The sequence below is a fragment of the Symbiopectobacterium sp. genome, assembly GCF_047692315.1.
Classification (GTDB): domain Bacteria; phylum Pseudomonadota; class Gammaproteobacteria; order Enterobacterales; family Enterobacteriaceae; genus Symbiopectobacterium.
The window spans coordinates 147,049-166,311 of the sequence record NZ_JBLLJS010000020.1 but is presented as its reverse complement, the minus strand read 5'-3'; the positions used below and the strand labels follow the sequence as shown (position 1 = coordinate 166,311).

The following is a 19,263-nucleotide window of genomic DNA, read 5'->3' as shown; positions in this document are numbered from 1 at the left end:
TCCGGATGTGATAACAGCTCATCACATACGGAATTGGCTGACGAGACGCTACCGGTTAAAACGGCTCCGTTTGGTTGGGCTGCACAGTATAAGGATGTGGAGGGTACGGCAGCGGCCACAACCGGTGGTGAAGGTGCGCGGGCTGAAAGCATTTACGTCGTCAGTTCTCGCCAAGAATTGAAAGATGCGTTAAGCAATGTGCGCAGTCCGAATTACCTGGCTGGGGATGCCACTGCGGAATTGGCTGCCAAGCTGGAACCCAAAATTATCTATTGGGTTGGCACCATTCGTGGTGATGATTTAGGCAATGGTAGTTACGCCGATGCCACCTATTACAAAACCAAACCGAATAAAACCACCTTTGACTTTGATTTGTACGTGAAGGCGTTTGATAAAGATTATCTGGAGCAGTTGCAAGCGACGATCGATGCCGGTGGCGCAGAGGCTACAGCGGCGCAAGCCGAACTGAGCTTGTTGAAAAAACAGAATGACCAGCGTTCGCAATATGCCAACAACCAAAAAGCGCAGATTCAGTTCCAGGTACCACCCAACACCACCATTTTGGGGGTAGGAGAAGATGCAAGGCTGGAAGAGGGCTACCTGTCGATTAATACCCTGAGCCATACCTTTAATAAAACGGATAACAGCAACATCATTATTCGTAATATTACCTTCCAGGCAGCACCGCGTGATTTCGCGCCTGCCTGGGACGCGGGTGATGGTGCATCAGGTAACTGGAACGCGCGTTACGATGCGGTCTCCATCAATGCCAGTAAAAACGTCTAGATCGATCACTGTACCTTTACTGATGGTGAACACCCGGACAACAAAGAACAGGCGCTGTTTGGCAAACACATTCAACGTCATGACGGTTTGCTGGATATTGAAGATGGTGCTGACTACCTGACCATCTCTTACAACGTTTTCGAAGAGCACGATAAAACCACCATTATCGGCTCGGGTGACAGCGATGAAGGTGAATACCGCATTACCTTTGAGGTTAACCTGTGGAGCAATTTAACCCAGCGTGCGCCGCGCGTGCGTTTTGGTCAGGTGCACCTGGTAAATAACTACCACCGTGGTGCCACGGATGCTGACTATCCGATTCTTTATTCCATCGGCATGGGTTACTCCTCTTCTATTTTATCCGAAGGGAACGTATTTAATTTCCAGGGGGCGGGCGCAGAGGAAAGCACCATTATTGGTGCCTATAAAGATAGCAAGTTTAAAGATAACGGCTCCTGGTTTAATGGTGCAAAAGCTAAAAACCTGAATCAGATTGCTATTGAAAAATGTTCTGCATTGCAAGAAGAAGAAAAAGCGGCGGCGGAAAGTGCGGGCAAAGCACCAGGAAACTGGGCATTGGAAACCTGTACCAATGATATCGATTGGGAACCGCCTTATACCTATGCAGTGGGTAAATCTATCGCTGCCTGACTGATTATTCGCCATGGATGATTTTTAAAACCGTTTTTTTAGGGCTGGCAATAGAATAGTTAACATTCACTATTACACGGGAAATGATTTTATGACGCAATTTTTACCCAAAACCCGATTAACGTTGTGTGCAACATTGGTATTGGGAGGGCTGTTGGCGAGTTGTGATAATAACTCCAGTCACACCACCACTCCGGTTGATCGTTCGGCTGCACCGCAGAAATTGCAGGTGCCGACGCTAGCCTTTGATGACAGTTCTATCTCGCTGGTGTGGGAAAAGCCGCTGACTGCGAGCGGTGAGATCAAAGACTACAACGTTTACATGAACGGCAAACTGCTTGGCAGTACGCTGGAAAACCAGGATAAACACTCGCCTGCCAAACCGTATATCGATAACTTCTACACCAAATTTGATGCGGATAACTGGCACGTGCGCGTCAAGTTCCACAACTTCACCGCCGACAGCACGGACGGTTTGAAACCGGATACCGAATACAGTTTACGGTTCGCACTGTGTATGCTGATGGTAAAGAGTCAGTCGACAGCGAAACCATCACGCAACGCACCAGCAAAACGCTGCATGTGATTGATGTCAAAGCAGAGGGCGCGGTGGATGATGGCACAACGGTCAACACCACGGCAATCCAAAACGCGATCGATTCCTGCACCATTGAAGCATATCCGCAAGGATGTAAAGTGCTGCTGAGTGGCGGTGTCTTTAAAAGCGGTGCGCTGTTCTTGCACAGCGACATGACCTTTGAAATTGCAGAAGGTGCCAAACTGCTTGGTTCCGAAAATCCGGACGATTACCCGCTGGCAAAAGGTTATTACCTTTATCCGTAAGTCATTAAAGGCGAGACACTGACCAAACGTCCACCCTCCTTGCTGAATGCTTTGGTGGCGAATGACACAGGTAGCAGCCATGCCGGTACCTTCAAAAATATCCGTATCGTGGGTAAAGGCAGCATTGACGGCAATGGCTGGATCGCGGGTATTAGTACGGCCAAACCAGATGCAATATTCACTGACGAATTGGGCAATTCATTGCCACAAATCCGCGCCAGTAGCGCCAGCAAAGTCAGCAGCGACGGAATTCTGGCGAAAAACCAGACTGCCGCTGCCATGGCTGATGGCTTGACGCAAGAAGATGCCTACAAAAACCGCCGTTCATCCATGATGACGCTGCGTGGCGTAAGCAACCTCTATGTGGGTGGTTTGACGGTCTTGAATCCGGCTTATCATGGTGTGATGGCGCTGGAATCCGAAAATGTGGTGATGCATGGGCTGCAACACAAAACCTATGACGGCAACAACGCCGATGGTATTGAGTTCGGTAACAGAAAAACGTCATTATATTAAATAACTTATTTGATATCGGGGATGACAGAGTCAACTTCGCCGCAGGGTATGGTGCGGGCGTGGAAGAGCACAATCAGAAAGCCCAAAGCGGCGCCTGGATTTTCAACAACTACTTCCGTGAAGGTCACGGTGCGGTGGTTGCAGGAAGCCATACCGGTGCCTGGATCGAGAAGATTGTGGCGGAAAACAACGTCATGTACCTGACGGATGTGGGTCTGCGCATGAAGAGCCGTCCGTATTACGGCGGTGGCGCACGTGACGTGCTGTTCCGTGATAACGCGATGAAAGATATCGGCGGTAATGAGCCGTTTATTTTCATCATCGCTTACAGCGCGGATACCAACGACACCGATCCTGCCAAAGAACCGGCACAGTTCCGCGATATTACCGTGTACAACATCACTATCGATGGCTCCAACAAAGAAGAGCAGTATCGCTGTGGATGGCATGACTCAAGCTGCAATGCTGGACTCGTATAAATTCGATCTAGGCCGCGATGCGTATCATCAAAACTTCGATTTTGAAGATGTGAAGTTCCGCAACGTCAAAGCGACGGCCATCGGCTTCCTGCACGACAGCCAGTTCAAAAACGTCACGTTTGAGAACGTATCGGGCGGGGCACAAGCCTGGAGCTTCGGTGAAGGGGTTTCCAACGTCAAGCTGAAAGATAGCGTGAACGACGAGACCATTACCACCACGGGTTCGCAAACCATCACGCGCGATGCGGCAACGCCGCGTTCTTTTTTACCGGCGGTAAACAGATGCAAAGTGAAGACGACTATGTGCGCTTCACGCGCGATGGCTGGCTTAACCCGCTGGGTATTTTACCGCGCAGCGAATTACAGGGTGTGGCTTATCGATTGCGTGATAACCAACTGGAGCGGCTGTTTTATCGCTACGCCGATCCGATCCCGGGTGAAAAGCCGGAGCAGATAGCGATATTGACGCAGGTGGAGGGGTTTCGCTTACGTTTCTACGGCAGCAACGGCTGGCAGAACGCGTGGGGCAACACCTCGCAGTTACCGCAAGGGATTGAGGTGATTTTAACGCTGCGCGATTACGGTGAAGTGTCACGCCTGTTTCTTATCGCGCCGGGAGAGAAAACATGAGGTCGCGCCAGCGCGGTGTCGCCTTACTGGTGGTGTTGCTGATCCTGGCGTTGATGGTCACGGTAGCCGCCAGCATTGCTGAACGACAAGGCAAGGTGTTTATGCGCACCGACCGCCAGTTGGGGCACCAGCAGGCTAAATGGTATGCCCTTGGCGCGGAGGCCTTTGTGGGCAAGGTTATCCTGCGGGATGCGCTAATCACGCCGGAACGTACCACGCTGTCGCAAAACTGGGCGCAGCGCGGACGTCAGTTTCCGGTTGAGGGAGGGGAGATCCTCGGCTATGTGCAGGATGGGCTGGCCTGTTTCAACCTGAATGCGCTTAATCAAACTATCAGTGACGACAGCACGGCAGTCAGTACGCCTTATCCGGCGCAGGCGGTGACCATCGTGGCGGCGGTGCTCGATTGGATTGACGAAGACAGCCAGCCGATGGCGAACGGGGCTGAAGATGAAACTTACATGGCGCAGCCCGATCCTTATCGCGCGGCCAACCAGTCGATGGTGGATGTCAGTGAATTGCGCATGGTGCAAGGGGTGGATGCTGCGCTTTACCAGCGCCTGCTGCCGTTTGTCTGAGCACTGCCGACACAAAAGTTGCAGATAAATATTAATACATTGCGGGAATATCAGGCACCGCTGCTTTCCGCGCTGTTTCTTAACACGTTAAACAGCGAGCAGGCGAAAACGCTGCTGCAACAGCGCCCCGTGGCGGGATGGCAAAGTGGCACGGCATTTTTATCGCAAGACGGGTTTCCCAATATTAACAAAAGCAGTGCTCAGCGGGTGCTGGTGGCGAGAAGTGACTGGTTTTTTGCCCATATGCGGGTTCTCATGGGCGACAGCGGAGACTTCTATCAAACCAGCCTGTTGCATCGGGATGGAAAAACAGTGTCCGTGGTACGACGGTATTCAGGCGGTTACCGCACGGTGAATCCATGAACAGGAACAGTATGAAGACGTTTAATTTTCAACGTGTGTTGCCCCGTCGTGCGGCTGCATCTGCGCGCCAGCGTGGCGACAGCGCGCGGGCTTCTGACAAGCCGCGTCTGATCGTGCGTCTGGCAGGGGATGAGACGGACATTGAATGGCTGATTGCGCGCGGTAGTGAGGGGCGCATGGTGACGCAAGGGCTGGGTAGCGCAGCACAACTGCGCGAGCTGCTGGCGGGATATCCGGGCATTCACTCCGCCTTGGTGCTGGTGCCGACGACCGACGTGGCGTTTCACTCGCTGAACATTGCCCGACAGGCTCGCCGCCAGCTACAGCAGGCGCTGCCGTTTATGCTGGAAGAGCGTCTGGCCGTTGATGTGGAAACAGTACACTGTGCCGTACTGGCATGGGAAGTCGATCGCGCCACGGTCGCTGTTGTCGCAAAGAGCAGGATGGAACACTGGATTGCGCTTTGTGCTGCGCTTTCTATCAAACAAACCTGACATCATGCTGCCGGATGCGATGGTTCTGCCCATCGCTGCCTCCGGTATCAGTGCGCAATGTCACCGCGATCTGTGGCTGTTTTGCCATGCAACAGGTGAGGGCATGGCGGCGGAACAGAGCTGGCATGCTGCGCTGCTTGCTGCATTGCCACAAGCGAACCCCTATGTTGATCCTGACGCGCAAGAGCATGAAACCGATGAAGACGTGCCGGTTCTACACGGCGACAGTTACAGCCAGCCAGCTCCTGCCGTTGGTCTCTGGGCATCACAACCTGTTACGCCGCTGCTGCAACTGGCGGCGCAAACACCGAGGCTGGCTGCTTCAGGGCTGGAACAGGGCGCGTTCGCACCGGTAAGAGCATGGCGCAGCGGTTGGGATGCCTGGCGCACTGTGGCCGCGCTGGCAGGCTGCTATCTGCTGCTGGCGGAGGGGATTTGGCAACACTACCAGCTGTATCAACAGGCGAGCTACTGGCAGCAAGAGAGCGTACGTGTCTACCGCCAGATATTCCCCGGAGAAACGCAGGTGGTGAACCCTCGGGCACAGATGCAACAACATTTGCAGCAGGTGGGAGGAGAGCGCGATACGCCGCGCTTGCTGCAATCGATGAATCGTTTACAAGCGTTACTGGGCGAAAATCAGGATATCCGCCTGACTGTGCTGGCCTATAACGGTAACTGGCGCGAAATTCGCCTTGCTTACAGTGCGCCAGCCTATCCCGAGCTGGCTGTTGCTTTCGATAACCCTGATGGGCTGCGTGGAAAAGGCGTGATTCGTGGCTGGCAGCAGGCGCAACTTTTTCAGTGGCAGGTTTCTGTTCCTGCCGCTTACGTAGTGAATAAACTGCCGCCCATTGTTCCTTTCAGCGCGCAGGGCTGTGTGCAATTGCGACTGCAATAAGCCGTTATCGATCCACGCGGATGCCAATCGCTGGAGGCAACGCTGAACTGGCAGGATGCCGCATTAGGCACGCCGCTCGGAACGGTTGCGCTGGCTCAGCCTCAGGCACAGCTCAGTTGCCACGATGGTCGGCTAGAAATGGCACTGCGCCAGCAATCGCCCTACGTGCAAATCACGGGTAAGGGCAGTCTGGCCGTCAGCGGGGAATATCAGTTTGATGGCCGAATGGCCAGCGGTGATGCCATGCCACAGGCGATTGGGCGCATCTTGTCCACGCAGGGTAACGCAGATACGCAAGGTGGCCGTTTGTTGCGTTTTCAGGGGCGTCTGGCGTTTTAATTGCGTGCTGGTGCACAAGCTTGCATTTGCGGATGTTTTACCGGTTGTTGCTCCTTATGGCGTGTGAAACGATAGCGCGCAAAGGCGATGCCAACCATTATGAGGATCATGATATGCGAGGCACGGCGTGGATCAACTGGTAGCGTTTTCTGAAGCGTATCCTCTGCTCTGGTGCAGTGCGCTTTTGGTGTTGGGGCTGGTCATTGGTAGCTTTCTGAATGTTGTGATTCATCGTTTGCCTGTCATGCTGGAAATGCAGTGGCGCGATGAAGCCACACTGAACGCTGAGGGTGATGTGCAGGTTGTACAGGCGCGCTATGATCTGTGGTGGCCGCGTTCTCACTGTCCATATTGCCAACAGCCAATCGCCCTGCGCCACAACGTGCCGGTGCTGGGGTGGCTTGTGCTGCGTGGGCGCAGTCGCTGCTGCGATCGGCCTATTGCTTGGCGCTATCCGCTGGTGGAAGCGGCAATCGGGATCCTGTTTGTTGCGGCGGGTAGCCTGTGGCCTCCGGGGGTATCCTTGATCGGGGCATTGGTTCTGCTCGCCTTTCTTATTGCCTTGGCGGCGATTGATGCCGAGATGTTGCTGCTGCCAGATGCGTTGACGCAGCCATTGCTGTGGTTAGGATTGTTCATCAATCTCAGTGACGCATTTGTACCACTGGAGAGTGCTGTCATTGGTGCCATGGCCGGCTATCTTGCACTCTGGATCGTCTACTGGCTGTTTAAGACCCTGACGGGAAAAGATGCGTTAGGCGCGGGGGATTTCAAACTGCTGGCGTCGCTCGGTGCCTGGCTCGGATGGCAAGCGCTGCCGCAGCTGATGCTGTTAGCCGCGTTGGGGGGATTGGTGGTAACTTGCCTGTGGCGCTGGCGATTTCGATCAGCCGCTGGCATTTGGTCCCTGGCTTGCGATAAGCGGCGGTATTCTGCTCTTTGTACCCGGTTTCTCTTTCTGATTTTTCCTGATACGCATCCAACAAAATAGGCTGAGCGATTATTCGCCCAGCCCTTATTCATTTCTTTTATTCGATTTTATTTATTTTATGCTGTTTGGTATCGAACTCGCGATGACCTTGTCACTAAATCATCAGTATAAAAGTACCCGCCCACACCATCAGCATGAATGAGATACCCATAAAAAAATACTTCACTGATTGTCATCTCCAGCAAACATACGCCCGCAACGATTCCGATTGTGCGTCTCTTTTGGAAAGCATTTACCCCTGCTAACTGACGCAGAGCGAGGGCTTTCCGTCTGTCATGAACGGGACGTGCCCGTTATGATGGAATCGGCGCTAAATCTACGCCTGGTGGGGGTTGAATATCAATAGAGGGAAGGAGGAAAATGCAATAAATAGCATTAAAAAGCAGCGTGTTCGAAAGCGTCTTTAAGGGAAAAAAGCATGCTGTGGCGATTCATGCTACCAATAATCGGGAGGTTGACAGGAAAACGCGAGAAAGGATATCTACCCAGAAAAAGTATTTGAAAGTACGCTTTGCCGTTAATCGCTCTCTTACCGTAATGCTTCCTGACGCCCTCACGAATGATGCCGGATTCAAAGGGGCATTTTGAATCTATACTGTGATCTGTCTCGCGCTATTTGTTGCGAATCGCCCGTGAGTACCGTGATAAAACACGAGACACATTAGGGTTACCTACGCCTGACTTCAGGCCGGTTTTTGACAAAGGAAAATGCTATGCCGAATCTATTCGAGCCAGTCGCTATCGGCGAACTGACGCTGTCTAACCGTATTGTGATGGCTCCGTTGACGCGCATGAAAGCCTTTAACGAAAGAACGCCTGGGCCGCTGATGCTGGAGTACTACGTGCAGCGAGCCAATGCAGGACTCATCATCAGCGAAGCCACTTCAATCTCGCCGCAGGGCGTAGGGTATCCCAATACGCCGGGTATCTGGTCAGATGAACAGATTGCTGGTTGGCGCGTATCCGATCCTGTCTATCTCAATGGGGAATTGCCGGTTGCACCGAGCGCAATTGCGCCGGAAGGTCATGTTGCCACCATTCGCCCTTATAAGGGCTACGAAGTGCCGCGTGCGCTGGAAACGAATGAGATCCCGGCTATTGTTGAGGATTTCCGACAGGCGGCAGCCAATGCCAAACGTGCAGGCTTTGATGGCGTAGAGATACATGCGGCCAATGGTTATCTGCTCGATCAGTTCTTGCACGATGGCTCGAATCAGAGAACGGACCGCTACGGCGGTAGCATCGAAAACCGGGCGCGTTTTCTGCTAGAAGCGGTGGATGCAGTTCTTACTGTCTGGCCTGCTGGCCGCGTTGGCGTACACTTGAACCTGATGTCCAATACCCACTCCATGCAGGACTCCGATCCGGCTGCGTTATTTAGCTATGTGGCGCAGCAACTGGATACACGGAGTCTGGCCTTTATCTTTGGTCGGGAAGATATTGCGGGCAGTACGTTGTATGACCCGCTGGTGCGTAAGCATTTCACCGGTGCTTACATTGCTAATGATGGCTTGACGATTGCGTCGGCACAGGCGCTGCTGGATGAAGGCGGTGCGGATGCCGTGTCGTTTGGGCGCTAGTATATCGCAAATCCCGATCTGGTGCAACGCTTGCGCCTTGGCGCGCCACTCAATGCGTTGAACGCACAGACGATCTACACCAGCGATCGTACCGGTTACACCGATTATCCGAGCCTGGATGACGATACTGCCAGTCTCCAGAGAGAAGAGTGATGGCGAGTATCAAATTAACGGTAAATCACCTGTATCAATTACAGGGTGCGGAAAAAAAACCGGCTCATGCGGTGGCGCGGGTCTATGTGGGAGATACGCTGCTGGCGACGGAAGAGATAACGGGAATGACAGAAGAGGCTGTCAGCAAGTATTTGCACCATTCACTCCCAGAAGGGCAAGCCGTGCTCGTGGAGTGGGATTGTACGGGGTAACAGCAATAAGCGCCGCTGAGGTGCATGTGTGCCCCTGCTGTCACACAGACGATTGACCCGGTGATTTCACAGGCGGGCCCGTGCTGACAACGCTGATGTTAGCACGGGCGCGAAATCGTCACATGCATTAAACGTCGCTTCCGTTTTCCTTGCCAAGCAGCTCTTGAATACGCTGATAGACTTCAGCCGCAGTTAGTCCGCTGTAAGATTCGTTACTTTCAAAATTCAACACTTGCTCAGGATCAGCGCCGAGTAGAGCAAGATCTTGTTGCGAAATGCGTTTTCCCGTCAGGGTGTCAAACATCTCTGACTGGCCATCGGGATATTTAATCACCGAAACCAATTTCCCGCCAAACAGAGGAATGCCTGTCATGATCAATGAATATTCACTACTCGCCGCAGCTTCATCATCATTCTGTTGCTCTGCCTGTTTTCTCTCGGCGGCATCGCCGCGAGCAGCACGCGCTTTATCAGAAGACAGGGTCACTTTGGTACTGTTCGCCGGAGAAAATGAATCCGAAGAATCTGAGCCAGTCGAGGAAGAACCTGTTTTACTCTCGGTATTAACAGCCGCAACTGCATTGGATGACTTGATCACATCGACGGCAGAGACATTAGGTTGAAAAGTGGCGCCATGTAGATTTTGAGTCTGAATATCTGGAATAACCACAATATAACTCCTTTATATATTCATTACTGGCAGTATTTAATGCCAACACGTCACTTTGAAATAAAGCGAAAAAGATAAAAATGTCAGTTAAATATTTCTGACAAAACAGCCGCTTAACATAAATATGCGCAATCACAACGCGTTGGGTTTTGAGGAACGCGACGTCTGGCCTGGTTACCGTTGGTAATCGATGTGTTAGCCTTTGCACGCTGGTGCATCGAGCTTATCTGTATGTGCACAGAACACAAACCCTTAAACATACTATCGGCCAAAAAAAGACCTTTTTTAATACTTAAAATGAATAATAGATGATTTCAGTTATTCCATACGATAACTGTGGATGTGGCGCGTTTTTTGATATTTGGCCAGGATTATTTGGGTTTACGGGATACATTGTTGCCTGCATCTGCACTTAATTTAATGATATCCCACAGCGCCACGGCGGTAATCAGCGCAATCATGGCAAACCCGATACGAAAACTGATACCTGGTATGGCGGGCAAGGTAAACGTATCGCTGAGCCAGGCTCCCGAGCGAATGCACAATGCCCTAAGTATAATACCAAAGCCGTTGGCCAACTGCAATGAGGTGCTGAAAAGCGTGTTGGCGGAACTCATTTCCTGCGAGGGAACATCGGCGAAGGCCAACGAACTGATCCCAGTGAATTGCATTGAACGAAACAATCCCCCCAAAAACAGCACCACCAGCGTGATTGCCTGTGGCGTCTCGGGACTTAACAGCGCACAGCCTAACAAAGAAAGCACACAGAATACCGTTACCGATCAGCAGTTTTTTAAAGCCAAAATAGCGGATTAACGGCGTTGTAGCGGGTTTCATTGCCAGGTTGCCTGCAAAAACTGCCAGCACCAGTGCGCCAGAATGAAAGACATCCATACCAAATCCGACCTGAAACATCAGCGGCAGCAGGAACGGCACGGAGCTGATGGTGGCGCGTAAAACAAATCCTCCGCGCATGGTGATATGGAATGTTGGAACACTCAATGCGTTAAGGCGAATCAGTGGCGTAGAGGCCGCGCGCAGGTGTTTTATGGCCCAAAACAGAGAGAGCATTCCAGCTGCGATGATGACAGATGACAAAGGCATAAGCCGGGTGACTCTGTTGCTGGCTGAGCATTTCCAGCCCAGAAACCAGGCATAGCATGGTGATTCCGGTAGAGAGAAAACCGCGCACATCAAACGGCAGGTTCTTTTCCGGTTTCTGATTGGGCATTATCCGAAGCGCGATGATAATGGCGATAATCCCCAGCGGCACATTGAGGAAAAAAATCCAGTGCCAACTGGCATAGGATGTGATGAATCCTCCTAGCGGTGGCCCGATGATGGGGGCGACCTGAGCGGGCCAGGTGAGCGTGGCTATCGCCTTAATCAGCTGATCTTTGGGGGTAGTTCTTAATACTACCAGACGACCGACGGGCACCATCATGGCACCGCCAATGCCTTGCACGACGCATAATAACACAAACTGCGTTGCTGATTCCACCAGCCCGCACAACGACGATGAAAAGGTAAATATCGCCAATGCCAAACTGAAAATTGTTCTGGCACCAAAACGCTCGGCAACCCAGCCGCTGGCGGGAATAAGCGCCGCCAATGTGAGCAGATAAGCCGTAATACTAATATTGAGATCCACGGCAGAAACGCCAAACGAGTGCGCCATATCGGGCAACGCGGTGGCGATGACCGTGCCGTCGAGAAATTCCATAAAAAAAAGCGCTGGCTACCAATAGAGCGACACCTGAGATGGGGGCCGATGTGGGTTTGCTCTGCTGATGCTGTGCGGAATCCGATACAGCCATAGTTAATCCCCTGACGTGACAATAAAAAATGATATTATTATTTAATGGTATAACAGTACCAATAAAGGTGTTATACCACTATTGGATTGAGGGGAAAACTACAATTCCATAGCAGGATTAGGGTTTTTGGTATGCAAACGTTGCTCTGACTTGCCTAGGTTGCATGGCGTGAATTGTGGTCAGCCAGATGATCCATGAGCTTATCGAATACTGCGCGGTGAAAAAAACTCTCTAGCCGCTTTTACTGAGGCATCAGTTAAAGAGCCAGCCTCTGCAATGATGTTTGCATAATAAATGGTATAACGCCCACAGTCATTGCCGTTGAGGAGGTGTTGATGCCCGTGATGTTGGGTATTGAGGATAAACTGCTTGTCTAACCCAAGGTTTTCTTTGGCCAGAAACTGTTCCTTAAGGTGTTCTGCTCCGTGATAGAAGGCATCAACCAATCCCGCTTTTGAATCATGAAGTGTTATCGTACTTATTTTGCCATCATTGATATCCACCTCGCATAGCGCAAAGTGGCCGCGTGGCCCAAAGCACCCTAGCGGGTTACTTTGTGCGATAGGAATTAAGGTTCTTATTTGACCTGTCGGAAAGTTATTTTTTATTTCCTCTAAAACGGATGCGGCAGAGCGGCCACCAGATCGCTGTGCTGCATTGCTACTCTCATCGAGAAGGTCGTGTGCTGGCGCGCACACGAGACAGGTGATATCATTGAGCTGTTTGCTGCGATAGCCCGTTTGTCTTGTGCCACCGTACTCAAATGATGTTTCTGCTGTCCAATCGTATTGTTGGTTAAACACATTATCCAACTCTCTGTTTAGCTGTGAGCACGTGAGTTTTTCACCATAGGTCTTTGTCAATACGTTGAATAATTCCACGACCCTGGAACAGAAATCTCTGAACTGGAAGGACAGGAGTGACTTCATGGCTTCCTTCACGAGCGTCGCACAACTGCTTTGTGAGAGAGTAGGGATGAGCGGGGGGGGGGGCATCGTTTGAAATTGACAGTGCCATACTATTTATCTCTAAACATGCGTTAATAGACAGTACTAGATACAAAATACTTTAGTGATTCAAGGCGAATTGAATGTCTTGATAAATGAATAATGGATTTTCTGGCTATTGAAAAAATAAGAAGTAAACCTTATTTTGTTGCCTGAAAGGGGGAATCTGGCGATAAACCGGAGCCAACAAGGAGGATTTTGTTGGCTCCGGGAATTTCATTATTTTCTGCTGGAAAGTGCGTTTATTTCTTCCCACGACAGAGCAAGATAGTTGTTTTTCTGCAATTCAGTTAATCCGTACAAGCGTTCACGAACCATATCCAGATTATCTTTAGCGTGGAACAGATAAACGGCAATCAGGTAATCATAAGTAAATTTGCCGAACCCGGTATCACTAAAATAGGTTTGATAGGCATCACAAATTTCTGCTTTAAACAGATCCCACTCTTCTTCATTGAGCATGTTGCAGGTGAAGCCCCAGCGAACCAGCATGGCAGCACGTTTTAAATTGAAAGCAACGAAGGGAAGGGTCGTTTCGTGATGCTTTTCCAACTGCGTTTCTGTCACTGCTGAAAATTTATCCAGAATGGCAAGCGCTTCACTGTAGGTGGATTTGGCTTCCGGTCTGTTCTCTTCCGGCAATGACCGAAATAACTGACCAACAAACTCAACCAAGTCACTGCGTTTTTCTATGTCATAGCTCAGCATTAAATAGGTCAAAAGCGGAGTTATCAATAATGCCTTTTTTATTGGGTTCTTTATTGACATCGTAAGCCTCACGGCTGTTTAAATAGGATCTTGCATGATCGGCGCGGTTGTTTCTGGTATCACAGATATCCATCAACCCAGATAATTTCACCACCAACGCATCTGCGTCATCTCTGAGAGGATAACGCATTGTGGTGGCAATTCCATTGGAAAATTGCGGGATGCCATCCTTGAAGCCATAGTTGGTGACAATATTTAATAATAGCCGAAGGATTACCCACGCTAATGACACACCAATCACCCACGGGAAATAGGTGTGTATGCTATCCAAACGTGTACCCAACAAATTTTCGATGTAGGGGAGGGAATAGTGTACCACCAGAAAGAACGCTGCGATTTTGGTAAGGTCGATGACGAGTTTTTTTATTATAGGTTTGTAGATCTCAAACATAAAATTTCCTTATAAATGTGTCTTGCATAACGCCATGATATTGAACTGGTGAACAGGCAATTTTCCATCATTACCTGAACGGGAAAAACGTGAAAGTGAATAGTAAATATCCGTCTATTAAGCGATGCCAGATGACATTACTGGCGAAAATTTTGGTGTGAATCTAACAATTTCATAGGGATAATTCAATGCCAACGTGACAGCTTCTTTTTTTTGCGATTTGTTGTGAAGGGTAATTATTTTATCTGTTTCTATATTATTATCTTAATATTTTATTTGTGGTGGATGTTCATGCTGAGTCGCTGAGAGCTACCCGGTTAAACAAAAATTTTCTGTTCAGCAACTGCCAAGAGTGTCGATCGCGTCAATAACGCACGTAAAACACGATTTCTTGATAACGCTTGCAATGTGGTCAACTTTATGGGTTAATATACTAGTCGGTTTGATAGACAGGCACGATCAACACAGTTTACTAAAGCAGTTCTCACTTCTAAGTGTTATCCACGATATCCCTTCTTTTTGAGTATCATCTTTACGCTCTGATTCACACTGTTCTCAAACCCTGTTCGCTGTAAGGCTCATTAAGAAGGTTATAGATATGTCTAACAAAATTATTGGTTTAGCAAAATGGTTCAACGCAGACAAAGGTTTTGGCTTCATTTCCCCTGCGGATGGCAGTAAAGATGTTTTTGTTCATTTCTCTGCTATTCAAAGCAATGCATTCCGCACTCTGGATGAAGGTCAGAAAGTGGAGTTTTCGATTGAAAACGGCCCGAAAGGCCCAGCCGCCGCGAACGTGGTTGTGCTGTAAATAAAGGATATACGCGTTATTACTACATTATTTCTAAAATGCCCATGTTGCCAGAGTTCCCAATACAGAACGTCTCACTTTGATGTTTCTGCATGGAATCCCTATGGTGCAAAATGTATTTTTTGCAAATCCATCATGCAACTGGACAGTAATCCTGCTCTTTATCATGGGCAGAAAATACAAACGCCATCTGCATTGGTGAGTTGTTCTTGATTATTTCAGAATAAAAACCTCTGTATAAACTGAACCACACCAGGTGCGCTAATACTCATTGACCGCGGTGTGGTTTTTTTACATCAGGAAGACGTTACTGCATTTTTCTTGATACCTTTGAATATCGAAATAACGGGTATCGTGAACGTCACAAAAAGTATGGCATTAAAGGTAAAAATGATGGTAGTTGTTTCAATAACGGTAAAATACTCGAACATGAAAATGGTAAAGATATTTTGAATTTTATTTAAAATAGGTAAATCATTAAAGGCAGTATACAAACTGTATAAAAAGTTGCATGTTGCCGCAATCGACAATAATAAACATAATTTCCTTTTCATCAATTCTCAATCCCGAACATTATTTCATCATCAAATAAACAACAGTATACATAATCTACCTGCGAGCCACAGGAATTCGGATAAAAATAACTTGTTACCGTAATAGCTTACAGAGTATAGTCTGCCCGTTGCCGCAAAATCGGTAGCCGAGAGTGGAAACCCGTGTTTGCCATTGGCGATACCAGACGCGCCAAGCGTCTTTTTTGTATCGTAGCCTTAGCACCCCCATACTTTACGAATACCTATTCGTAACACAATGGTGGCTCAGGCGGGGCAGCCTTCGGGCTGGCCGGTTTCCGATAGAGCCAGTACTGCTAAACCTGTCTGGGCTACTACCAATTAAGAGATTGGCAGCTCTGGTGGCGGCATCTTTACTACTATCGGAGGCTACCGTAATGGTTACTACCCCAACCCAAACGCTATCTGAGTTTCCCATTTCCTTTCTGTCACTGCATAGTGTTGAGCTGTTTTCTATTGGCGGTTATCTGCGGGCTCAGAGGACGCGCGATGTTTGATTGTGGTGTGATGATGGAGCATGGAAGGGGAATGAAGGGAACACGGTAGTGCCATCAGGCAACATTAACAATAATACTGCGTTTACCTGTAGAAGTGGTGCTTCTGGAAAAATACTGATTCATGCATATATCACATGCATATATCAATTGGGTTGTTCATTATGGTGTGTATCAAATGAGCGCAAATCTCTACGCGAATGGAGTGCTTGTCGATTCTGATAGAACGGCTGCATTTGAATACGATCATGGCAGAGCATCAGGCTCTAGCGTGACGCTGTTTCATACTGTAGATACTTTTTCAGGAAATGATTACACATTTTCCGTTGGAGCATCGAATGATAGCCTTGTTAAGATAAGCTACTCATGCGTGGGCGTTTAAGCTGAAAAAAATCAGGTCATTTTCTTGGCGCAGAAGAAAAAATTGAAGCTGATAGTGATATTGAAAATAACAATACGCTTATACTTGTATTTTTATAAGTTTCGTTGCGTTATTAAATCAATGTGATGTTATATCGAAAACTAAGTCATATTTGATGAGATAAAATCCGAACTTAATTAAAAATATTGCTATTAATATCTGTATCAAAAACTGAATACATCCCTGATAATGAATCTACAAAATCGCTAAATGATAGCGGAATTTTTTTTGTCAAAGGAGAATGACGATGCCGGGTGCAGCCCGACTTAACGATATCGGAAGTGGTCATGACTGCTTCCCACAAACGCCGATTATTGAAGGCAGCCCAGATGTGATCATAAATGGTCAGCCAGCAACTCGTGTTGGAGATGCTGTTGCAACGCATGGCTGTCCCTGTCCCAATGCTCCACATGGTGTGCATCCCAGAAATATCGCTCAGGGTTCAGCGACCGTCATTATTAACGGTAAAGCTGCTGCGCGTATTGGTGATGGCATCATTTCCGGCAGCGGAAACGTCATTATTGGTGATACGGCTTATAAATAATGCGCTAAACAGGCGGCATCAAATCACTCCCCTTTGTTGACATTATCGCCCATGCTGACAACAGAGCCTGTTTTCGCTAAATCCTGTTTACGTGGTGCGGGGTGTACGGATGCGGGAACGGAAGAAGAGCCACAGGGTAATGTCGGAGAAATGAGTGTGTATTTCTCTGAGCCTGCTGCTCATGAGGCCACTCAATCTGAGCAACAGGGTGAAGTGAAACAGCATGCGCAGGCAGCGAAAAAGAAAAATGCCTCTTCCGTAAAACCCGCTACGGCTTCTTCAGCAGCATCACTACAAAACGAAGCTTCACCCAAAACATCATCCGGCGAGGTTAATAAACCTACGTTACCCCCTGAAGAGCCGTGGTATCAGACGATACTTGGCCTGTTAGTGAGTAAAGCCGATGCTGCGATGTTGCCGCCTCCGCCACAGGTCGTAATGGCAGGAACGGCAGCGCAATCCGGTTCAGCGGCTGCTGCGGGTGGCGCTGTGGCTCAGGCTAATCATGATGCGGCAAAAGCACTAACACATCAGATGACACGCTTGTCAGGCCCGTCAATCTGGCAGGGACAGTTACAGATGGCGCAAAGCTTTTTGCTGATGGGGGCGCTGATTCAGCACCATCTTAAAGGTGAAAAAGAAGACCTGCTGACACCTGAGAAGTTATTAGAGGTTGCGAAAAAACAGGGGACGGTGCCCAGCCGTGTGCGTTATCAGTGGGTGGAAGATGAGGAAACGGGTAAGCTGAAGGCTGTTGGCTATCACACCAGTATGGAAAGCGGGTGTGATCAGGTTCGGGTCAGGTTGTTGAAACATGACTTTGCCAATAACCGTTATGAATTTTGGGAAGAGGGCGCAACAGGGCCAACCATTCTGTGGACACCGGATAATCCGGGGGTTGAATTACCCACAGATACGGCACACGGCGAACAGCCCGTTATCTCGTCAGCGGTACCGGGATTTGAAATTCCTGAGATGGATGATGTCAGCATCCTCTCGACGCCCATCCCTGAGGATAAGGATTTTCGGGATTACATTCTGGTGTTCCCGGAGAACGCGTTTCCACCGATTTATGTTTATTTGAGTAAGAATCCATTTGACCCTATCTGGACTCGAAGAAGGAAAATTACTGAGATTAGAAATGCTTATAAACATTGGGAAAAACATGGGCATGAATTTCCTGAAATAAAGAATGCAAAGCAATATGTTGATGCTGCTCATGATTTTATGAATACTCCTCCTGATGGAACGTTAACTAAAATTCGTGACAATGGCGATGAACTTTTCTATCATCCAGAAACTAATATTTTTGCTTCAAGATCTAAAGATAATGCTCCCCAGACTATGTTTAAGCCCACAGACAAAATGGATTACTGGAATGACCAATGAATTTGAACAGGATTACCCATGTCCATGCTGCGGTAAGCATGAATTTGAGGTATTAGGTGAATATGATATTTGCTCTAACTGTGGATGGGAGGACGATCCTTTTCAGTCTAAAAATCCTGATAGAAGTGGGGCAAACAGGATGAGTTTAAACGAAGCTAAGAAAGCCTTTAAGGATGGGCGAAAAGTTGAATAATCTAAATAAGTGTTACTTCAATAAGTTAATGGTTAATGGAGATTAAGTGGAATGGTTATGCATTCCTTTTTTGATATTATTTCTCTAAGTGTTGATTTCCCTGCGCACGGGTTAAAAAAAGGAATGATAGGGACTATCATACATATTTACACCAACCCAAACCTTGCATATGAGATATAATTTTGTGATGATTATGGCGTAACACTGGCCTGTATCGTATTACCACCGAATTGTTTCAGTGTGGTTAACTATTGAAAAATAGATTCACTGTTCACTCACTCAAGAATAAAAAATTATACCCCCCCCATTTTCTTAGTTTGCAACCCGGCAGTGAGGTGGGTTGCAAATGTCATTTCCTGATATTAATTTTATTTTTCCTCTGCATGCCTACTATTCAAAGTGTTGTTATAATTCACTTGCCAATCGTAAATAAATTGATTATCTCCTGTGTATGGATTAATAAATTTTAGGAGATATTATGCTATTCAACAAAACAAAATTATTATGTCTATTAGTAGCCAGCGGTACTACAAGGCGAGCACTATCAGCCGATAGTGTTTTCAAAGCTCCAGTAGATAGTATCTATTCATTGGAGTATAACCCAGCATACATTGGAGCTAACGTATTAAAACTTACCTTAAGCAATGTTCCAGATAAATCGTGTACAACA

At 48.4% G+C, this 19,263-nt stretch carries 17 protein-coding genes and 6 pseudogenes; 17 read left to right on the top strand and 6 right to left on the bottom strand.

What is annotated here, in order from left to right; translation table 11 throughout:
* Positions 1-33: 33 nt before the first annotated feature.
* The 9 genes and pseudogenes from ACMZI0_RS10215 (at position 34) to ACMZI0_RS10175 (ending at position 7,542) form a co-directional block, all read left to right on the top strand.
* Positions 34-786 carry a hypothetical protein gene (locus ACMZI0_RS10215; RefSeq protein WP_415672855.1) on the top strand — a complete coding sequence of 251 codons (753 nt, stop codon included), beginning with the start codon at positions 34-36 and terminating at the stop codon, positions 784-786.
* Positions 787-1,437, top strand: coding sequence for a hypothetical protein (locus ACMZI0_RS10210; protein WP_415672968.1), 651 nt, complete (start codon positions 787-789; stop codon positions 1,435-1,437). It abuts the gene before it with no gap.
* A gap of 91 nt (positions 1,438-1,528) precedes the next feature.
* Positions 1,529-3,528 (top strand): annotated as a pseudogene (locus tag ACMZI0_RS10205) (glycosyl hydrolase family 28 protein); the annotation flags it as partial.
* 29 nt (positions 3,529-3,557) lie between these two features.
* Complete coding sequence (gene gspJ / locus ACMZI0_RS10200; protein WP_415672854.1) at positions 3,558-3,905, top strand: type II secretion system minor pseudopilin GspJ; 348 nt, start codon at positions 3,558-3,560, stop codon at positions 3,903-3,905.
* A pseudogene (gspK, locus tag ACMZI0_RS10195) lies at positions 3,902-4,846 on the top strand (type II secretion system minor pseudopilin GspK). Before gspJ ends, gspK begins: the two are co-directional and overlap by 4 nt.
* 11 nt (positions 4,847-4,857) lie before the next feature.
* Entirely contained in the window at positions 4,858-5,340 is a 483-nt protein-coding gene (gene gspL, locus ACMZI0_RS10190; RefSeq protein WP_415672853.1) for a type II secretion system protein GspL, read from the top strand.
* Complete coding sequence (gspL, locus tag ACMZI0_RS10185) at positions 5,312-6,241, top strand: type II secretion system protein GspL (RefSeq protein WP_415672852.1); 930 nt, start codon at positions 5,312-5,314, stop codon at positions 6,239-6,241. Before gspL (ACMZI0_RS10190) ends, gspL (ACMZI0_RS10185) begins: the two co-directional genes overlap by 29 nt.
* A 6-nt stretch (positions 6,242-6,247) precedes the next feature.
* Positions 6,248-6,580, top strand: coding sequence for a type II secretion system protein N (gene gspN / locus ACMZI0_RS10180; RefSeq protein WP_415672967.1), 333 nt, complete (start codon positions 6,248-6,250; stop codon positions 6,578-6,580).
* A 127-nt stretch (positions 6,581-6,707) separates the two neighbouring features.
* Positions 6,708-7,542: pseudogene (locus ACMZI0_RS10175) on the top strand (prepilin peptidase).
* Positions 7,543-7,665: 123 nt separating this feature from the next.
* Here ACMZI0_RS10175 and ypdK read toward each other — a convergent pair.
* Positions 7,666-7,737, bottom strand: coding sequence for a membrane protein YpdK (gene ypdK, locus ACMZI0_RS10170; RefSeq protein ID WP_415672966.1), 72 nt, complete (start codon positions 7,735-7,737; stop codon positions 7,666-7,668).
* Between the two features lie 547 nt (positions 7,738-8,284).
* Here ypdK and ACMZI0_RS10165 point away from each other — a divergent pair.
* Both ACMZI0_RS10165 and ACMZI0_RS10160 read left to right on the top strand, forming a co-directional pair.
* Positions 8,285-9,304: pseudogene (locus ACMZI0_RS10165) on the top strand (alkene reductase).
* Positions 9,304-9,516, top strand: coding sequence for a hypothetical protein (locus ACMZI0_RS10160; RefSeq protein WP_415672851.1), 213 nt, complete (start codon positions 9,304-9,306; stop codon positions 9,514-9,516). Before ACMZI0_RS10165 ends, ACMZI0_RS10160 begins: the two are co-directional and overlap by 1 nt.
* Positions 9,517-9,643: 127 nt before the next feature.
* Here the strand turns inward: ACMZI0_RS10160 and ACMZI0_RS10155 are convergent, their stop codons facing one another.
* From ACMZI0_RS10155 to ACMZI0_RS10135, 5 genes and pseudogenes are all read right to left on the bottom strand, one after another.
* Entirely contained in the window at positions 9,644-10,186 is a 543-nt protein-coding gene (locus ACMZI0_RS10155) for a hypothetical protein (protein WP_415672850.1), read from the bottom strand.
* 371 nt (positions 10,187-10,557) lie between these two features.
* A pseudogene (locus tag ACMZI0_RS10150) lies at positions 10,558-12,003 on the bottom strand (MFS transporter).
* Positions 12,004-12,203: 200 nt separating this feature from the next.
* Entirely contained in the window at positions 12,204-12,932 is a 729-nt protein-coding gene (locus ACMZI0_RS10145) for a hypothetical protein (RefSeq protein ID WP_415672849.1), read from the bottom strand.
* A gap of 297 nt (positions 12,933-13,229) precedes the next feature.
* Positions 13,230-13,718 (bottom strand): DUF1266 domain-containing protein, encoded by a 489-nt coding sequence (locus tag ACMZI0_RS10140; protein WP_415672848.1) that lies wholly within the window; start codon positions 13,716-13,718, stop codon positions 13,230-13,232.
* Complete coding sequence (locus ACMZI0_RS10135; protein WP_415672847.1) at positions 13,705-14,169, bottom strand: hypothetical protein; 465 nt, start codon at positions 14,167-14,169, stop codon at positions 13,705-13,707. The genes ACMZI0_RS10140 and ACMZI0_RS10135 overlap by 14 nt, the downstream gene beginning before the upstream one ends.
* Positions 14,170-14,767: 598 nt before the next feature.
* Here ACMZI0_RS10135 and cspA point away from each other — a divergent pair.
* From cspA to ACMZI0_RS10105, 6 genes and pseudogenes are all read left to right on the top strand, one after another.
* A complete protein-coding gene (gene cspA, locus ACMZI0_RS10130) occupies positions 14,768-14,980 on the top strand; it encodes an RNA chaperone/antiterminator CspA (protein ID WP_415672846.1) in 213 nt (70 codons plus the stop codon).
* 9 nt (positions 14,981-14,989) lie between these two features.
* On the top strand, positions 14,990-15,193 hold the full coding sequence (locus tag ACMZI0_RS10125) for a cold-shock protein (RefSeq protein WP_415672965.1): 204 nt from the start codon (positions 14,990-14,992) through the stop codon (positions 15,191-15,193).
* Positions 15,194-15,790: 597 nt separating this feature from the next.
* Complete coding sequence (locus tag ACMZI0_RS10120; protein WP_415672964.1) at positions 15,791-15,877, top strand: ash family protein; 87 nt, start codon at positions 15,791-15,793, stop codon at positions 15,875-15,877.
* Positions 15,878-16,714: 837 nt separating this feature from the next.
* A pseudogene (locus ACMZI0_RS10115) lies at positions 16,715-18,400 on the top strand (S-type pyocin domain-containing protein).
* Positions 18,390-18,593, top strand: coding sequence for a CPCC family cysteine-rich protein (locus ACMZI0_RS10110; protein WP_415672845.1), 204 nt, complete (start codon positions 18,390-18,392; stop codon positions 18,591-18,593). The pseudogene ACMZI0_RS10115 and the gene ACMZI0_RS10110 overlap by 11 nt, the downstream one beginning before the upstream one ends.
* Before the next feature lie 51 nt (positions 18,594-18,644).
* Positions 18,645-18,773 (top strand): DUF4926 domain-containing protein, encoded by a 129-nt coding sequence (locus ACMZI0_RS10105; RefSeq protein WP_415672844.1) that lies wholly within the window; start codon positions 18,645-18,647, stop codon positions 18,771-18,773.
* Positions 18,774-19,263: the final 490 nt, after the last annotated feature.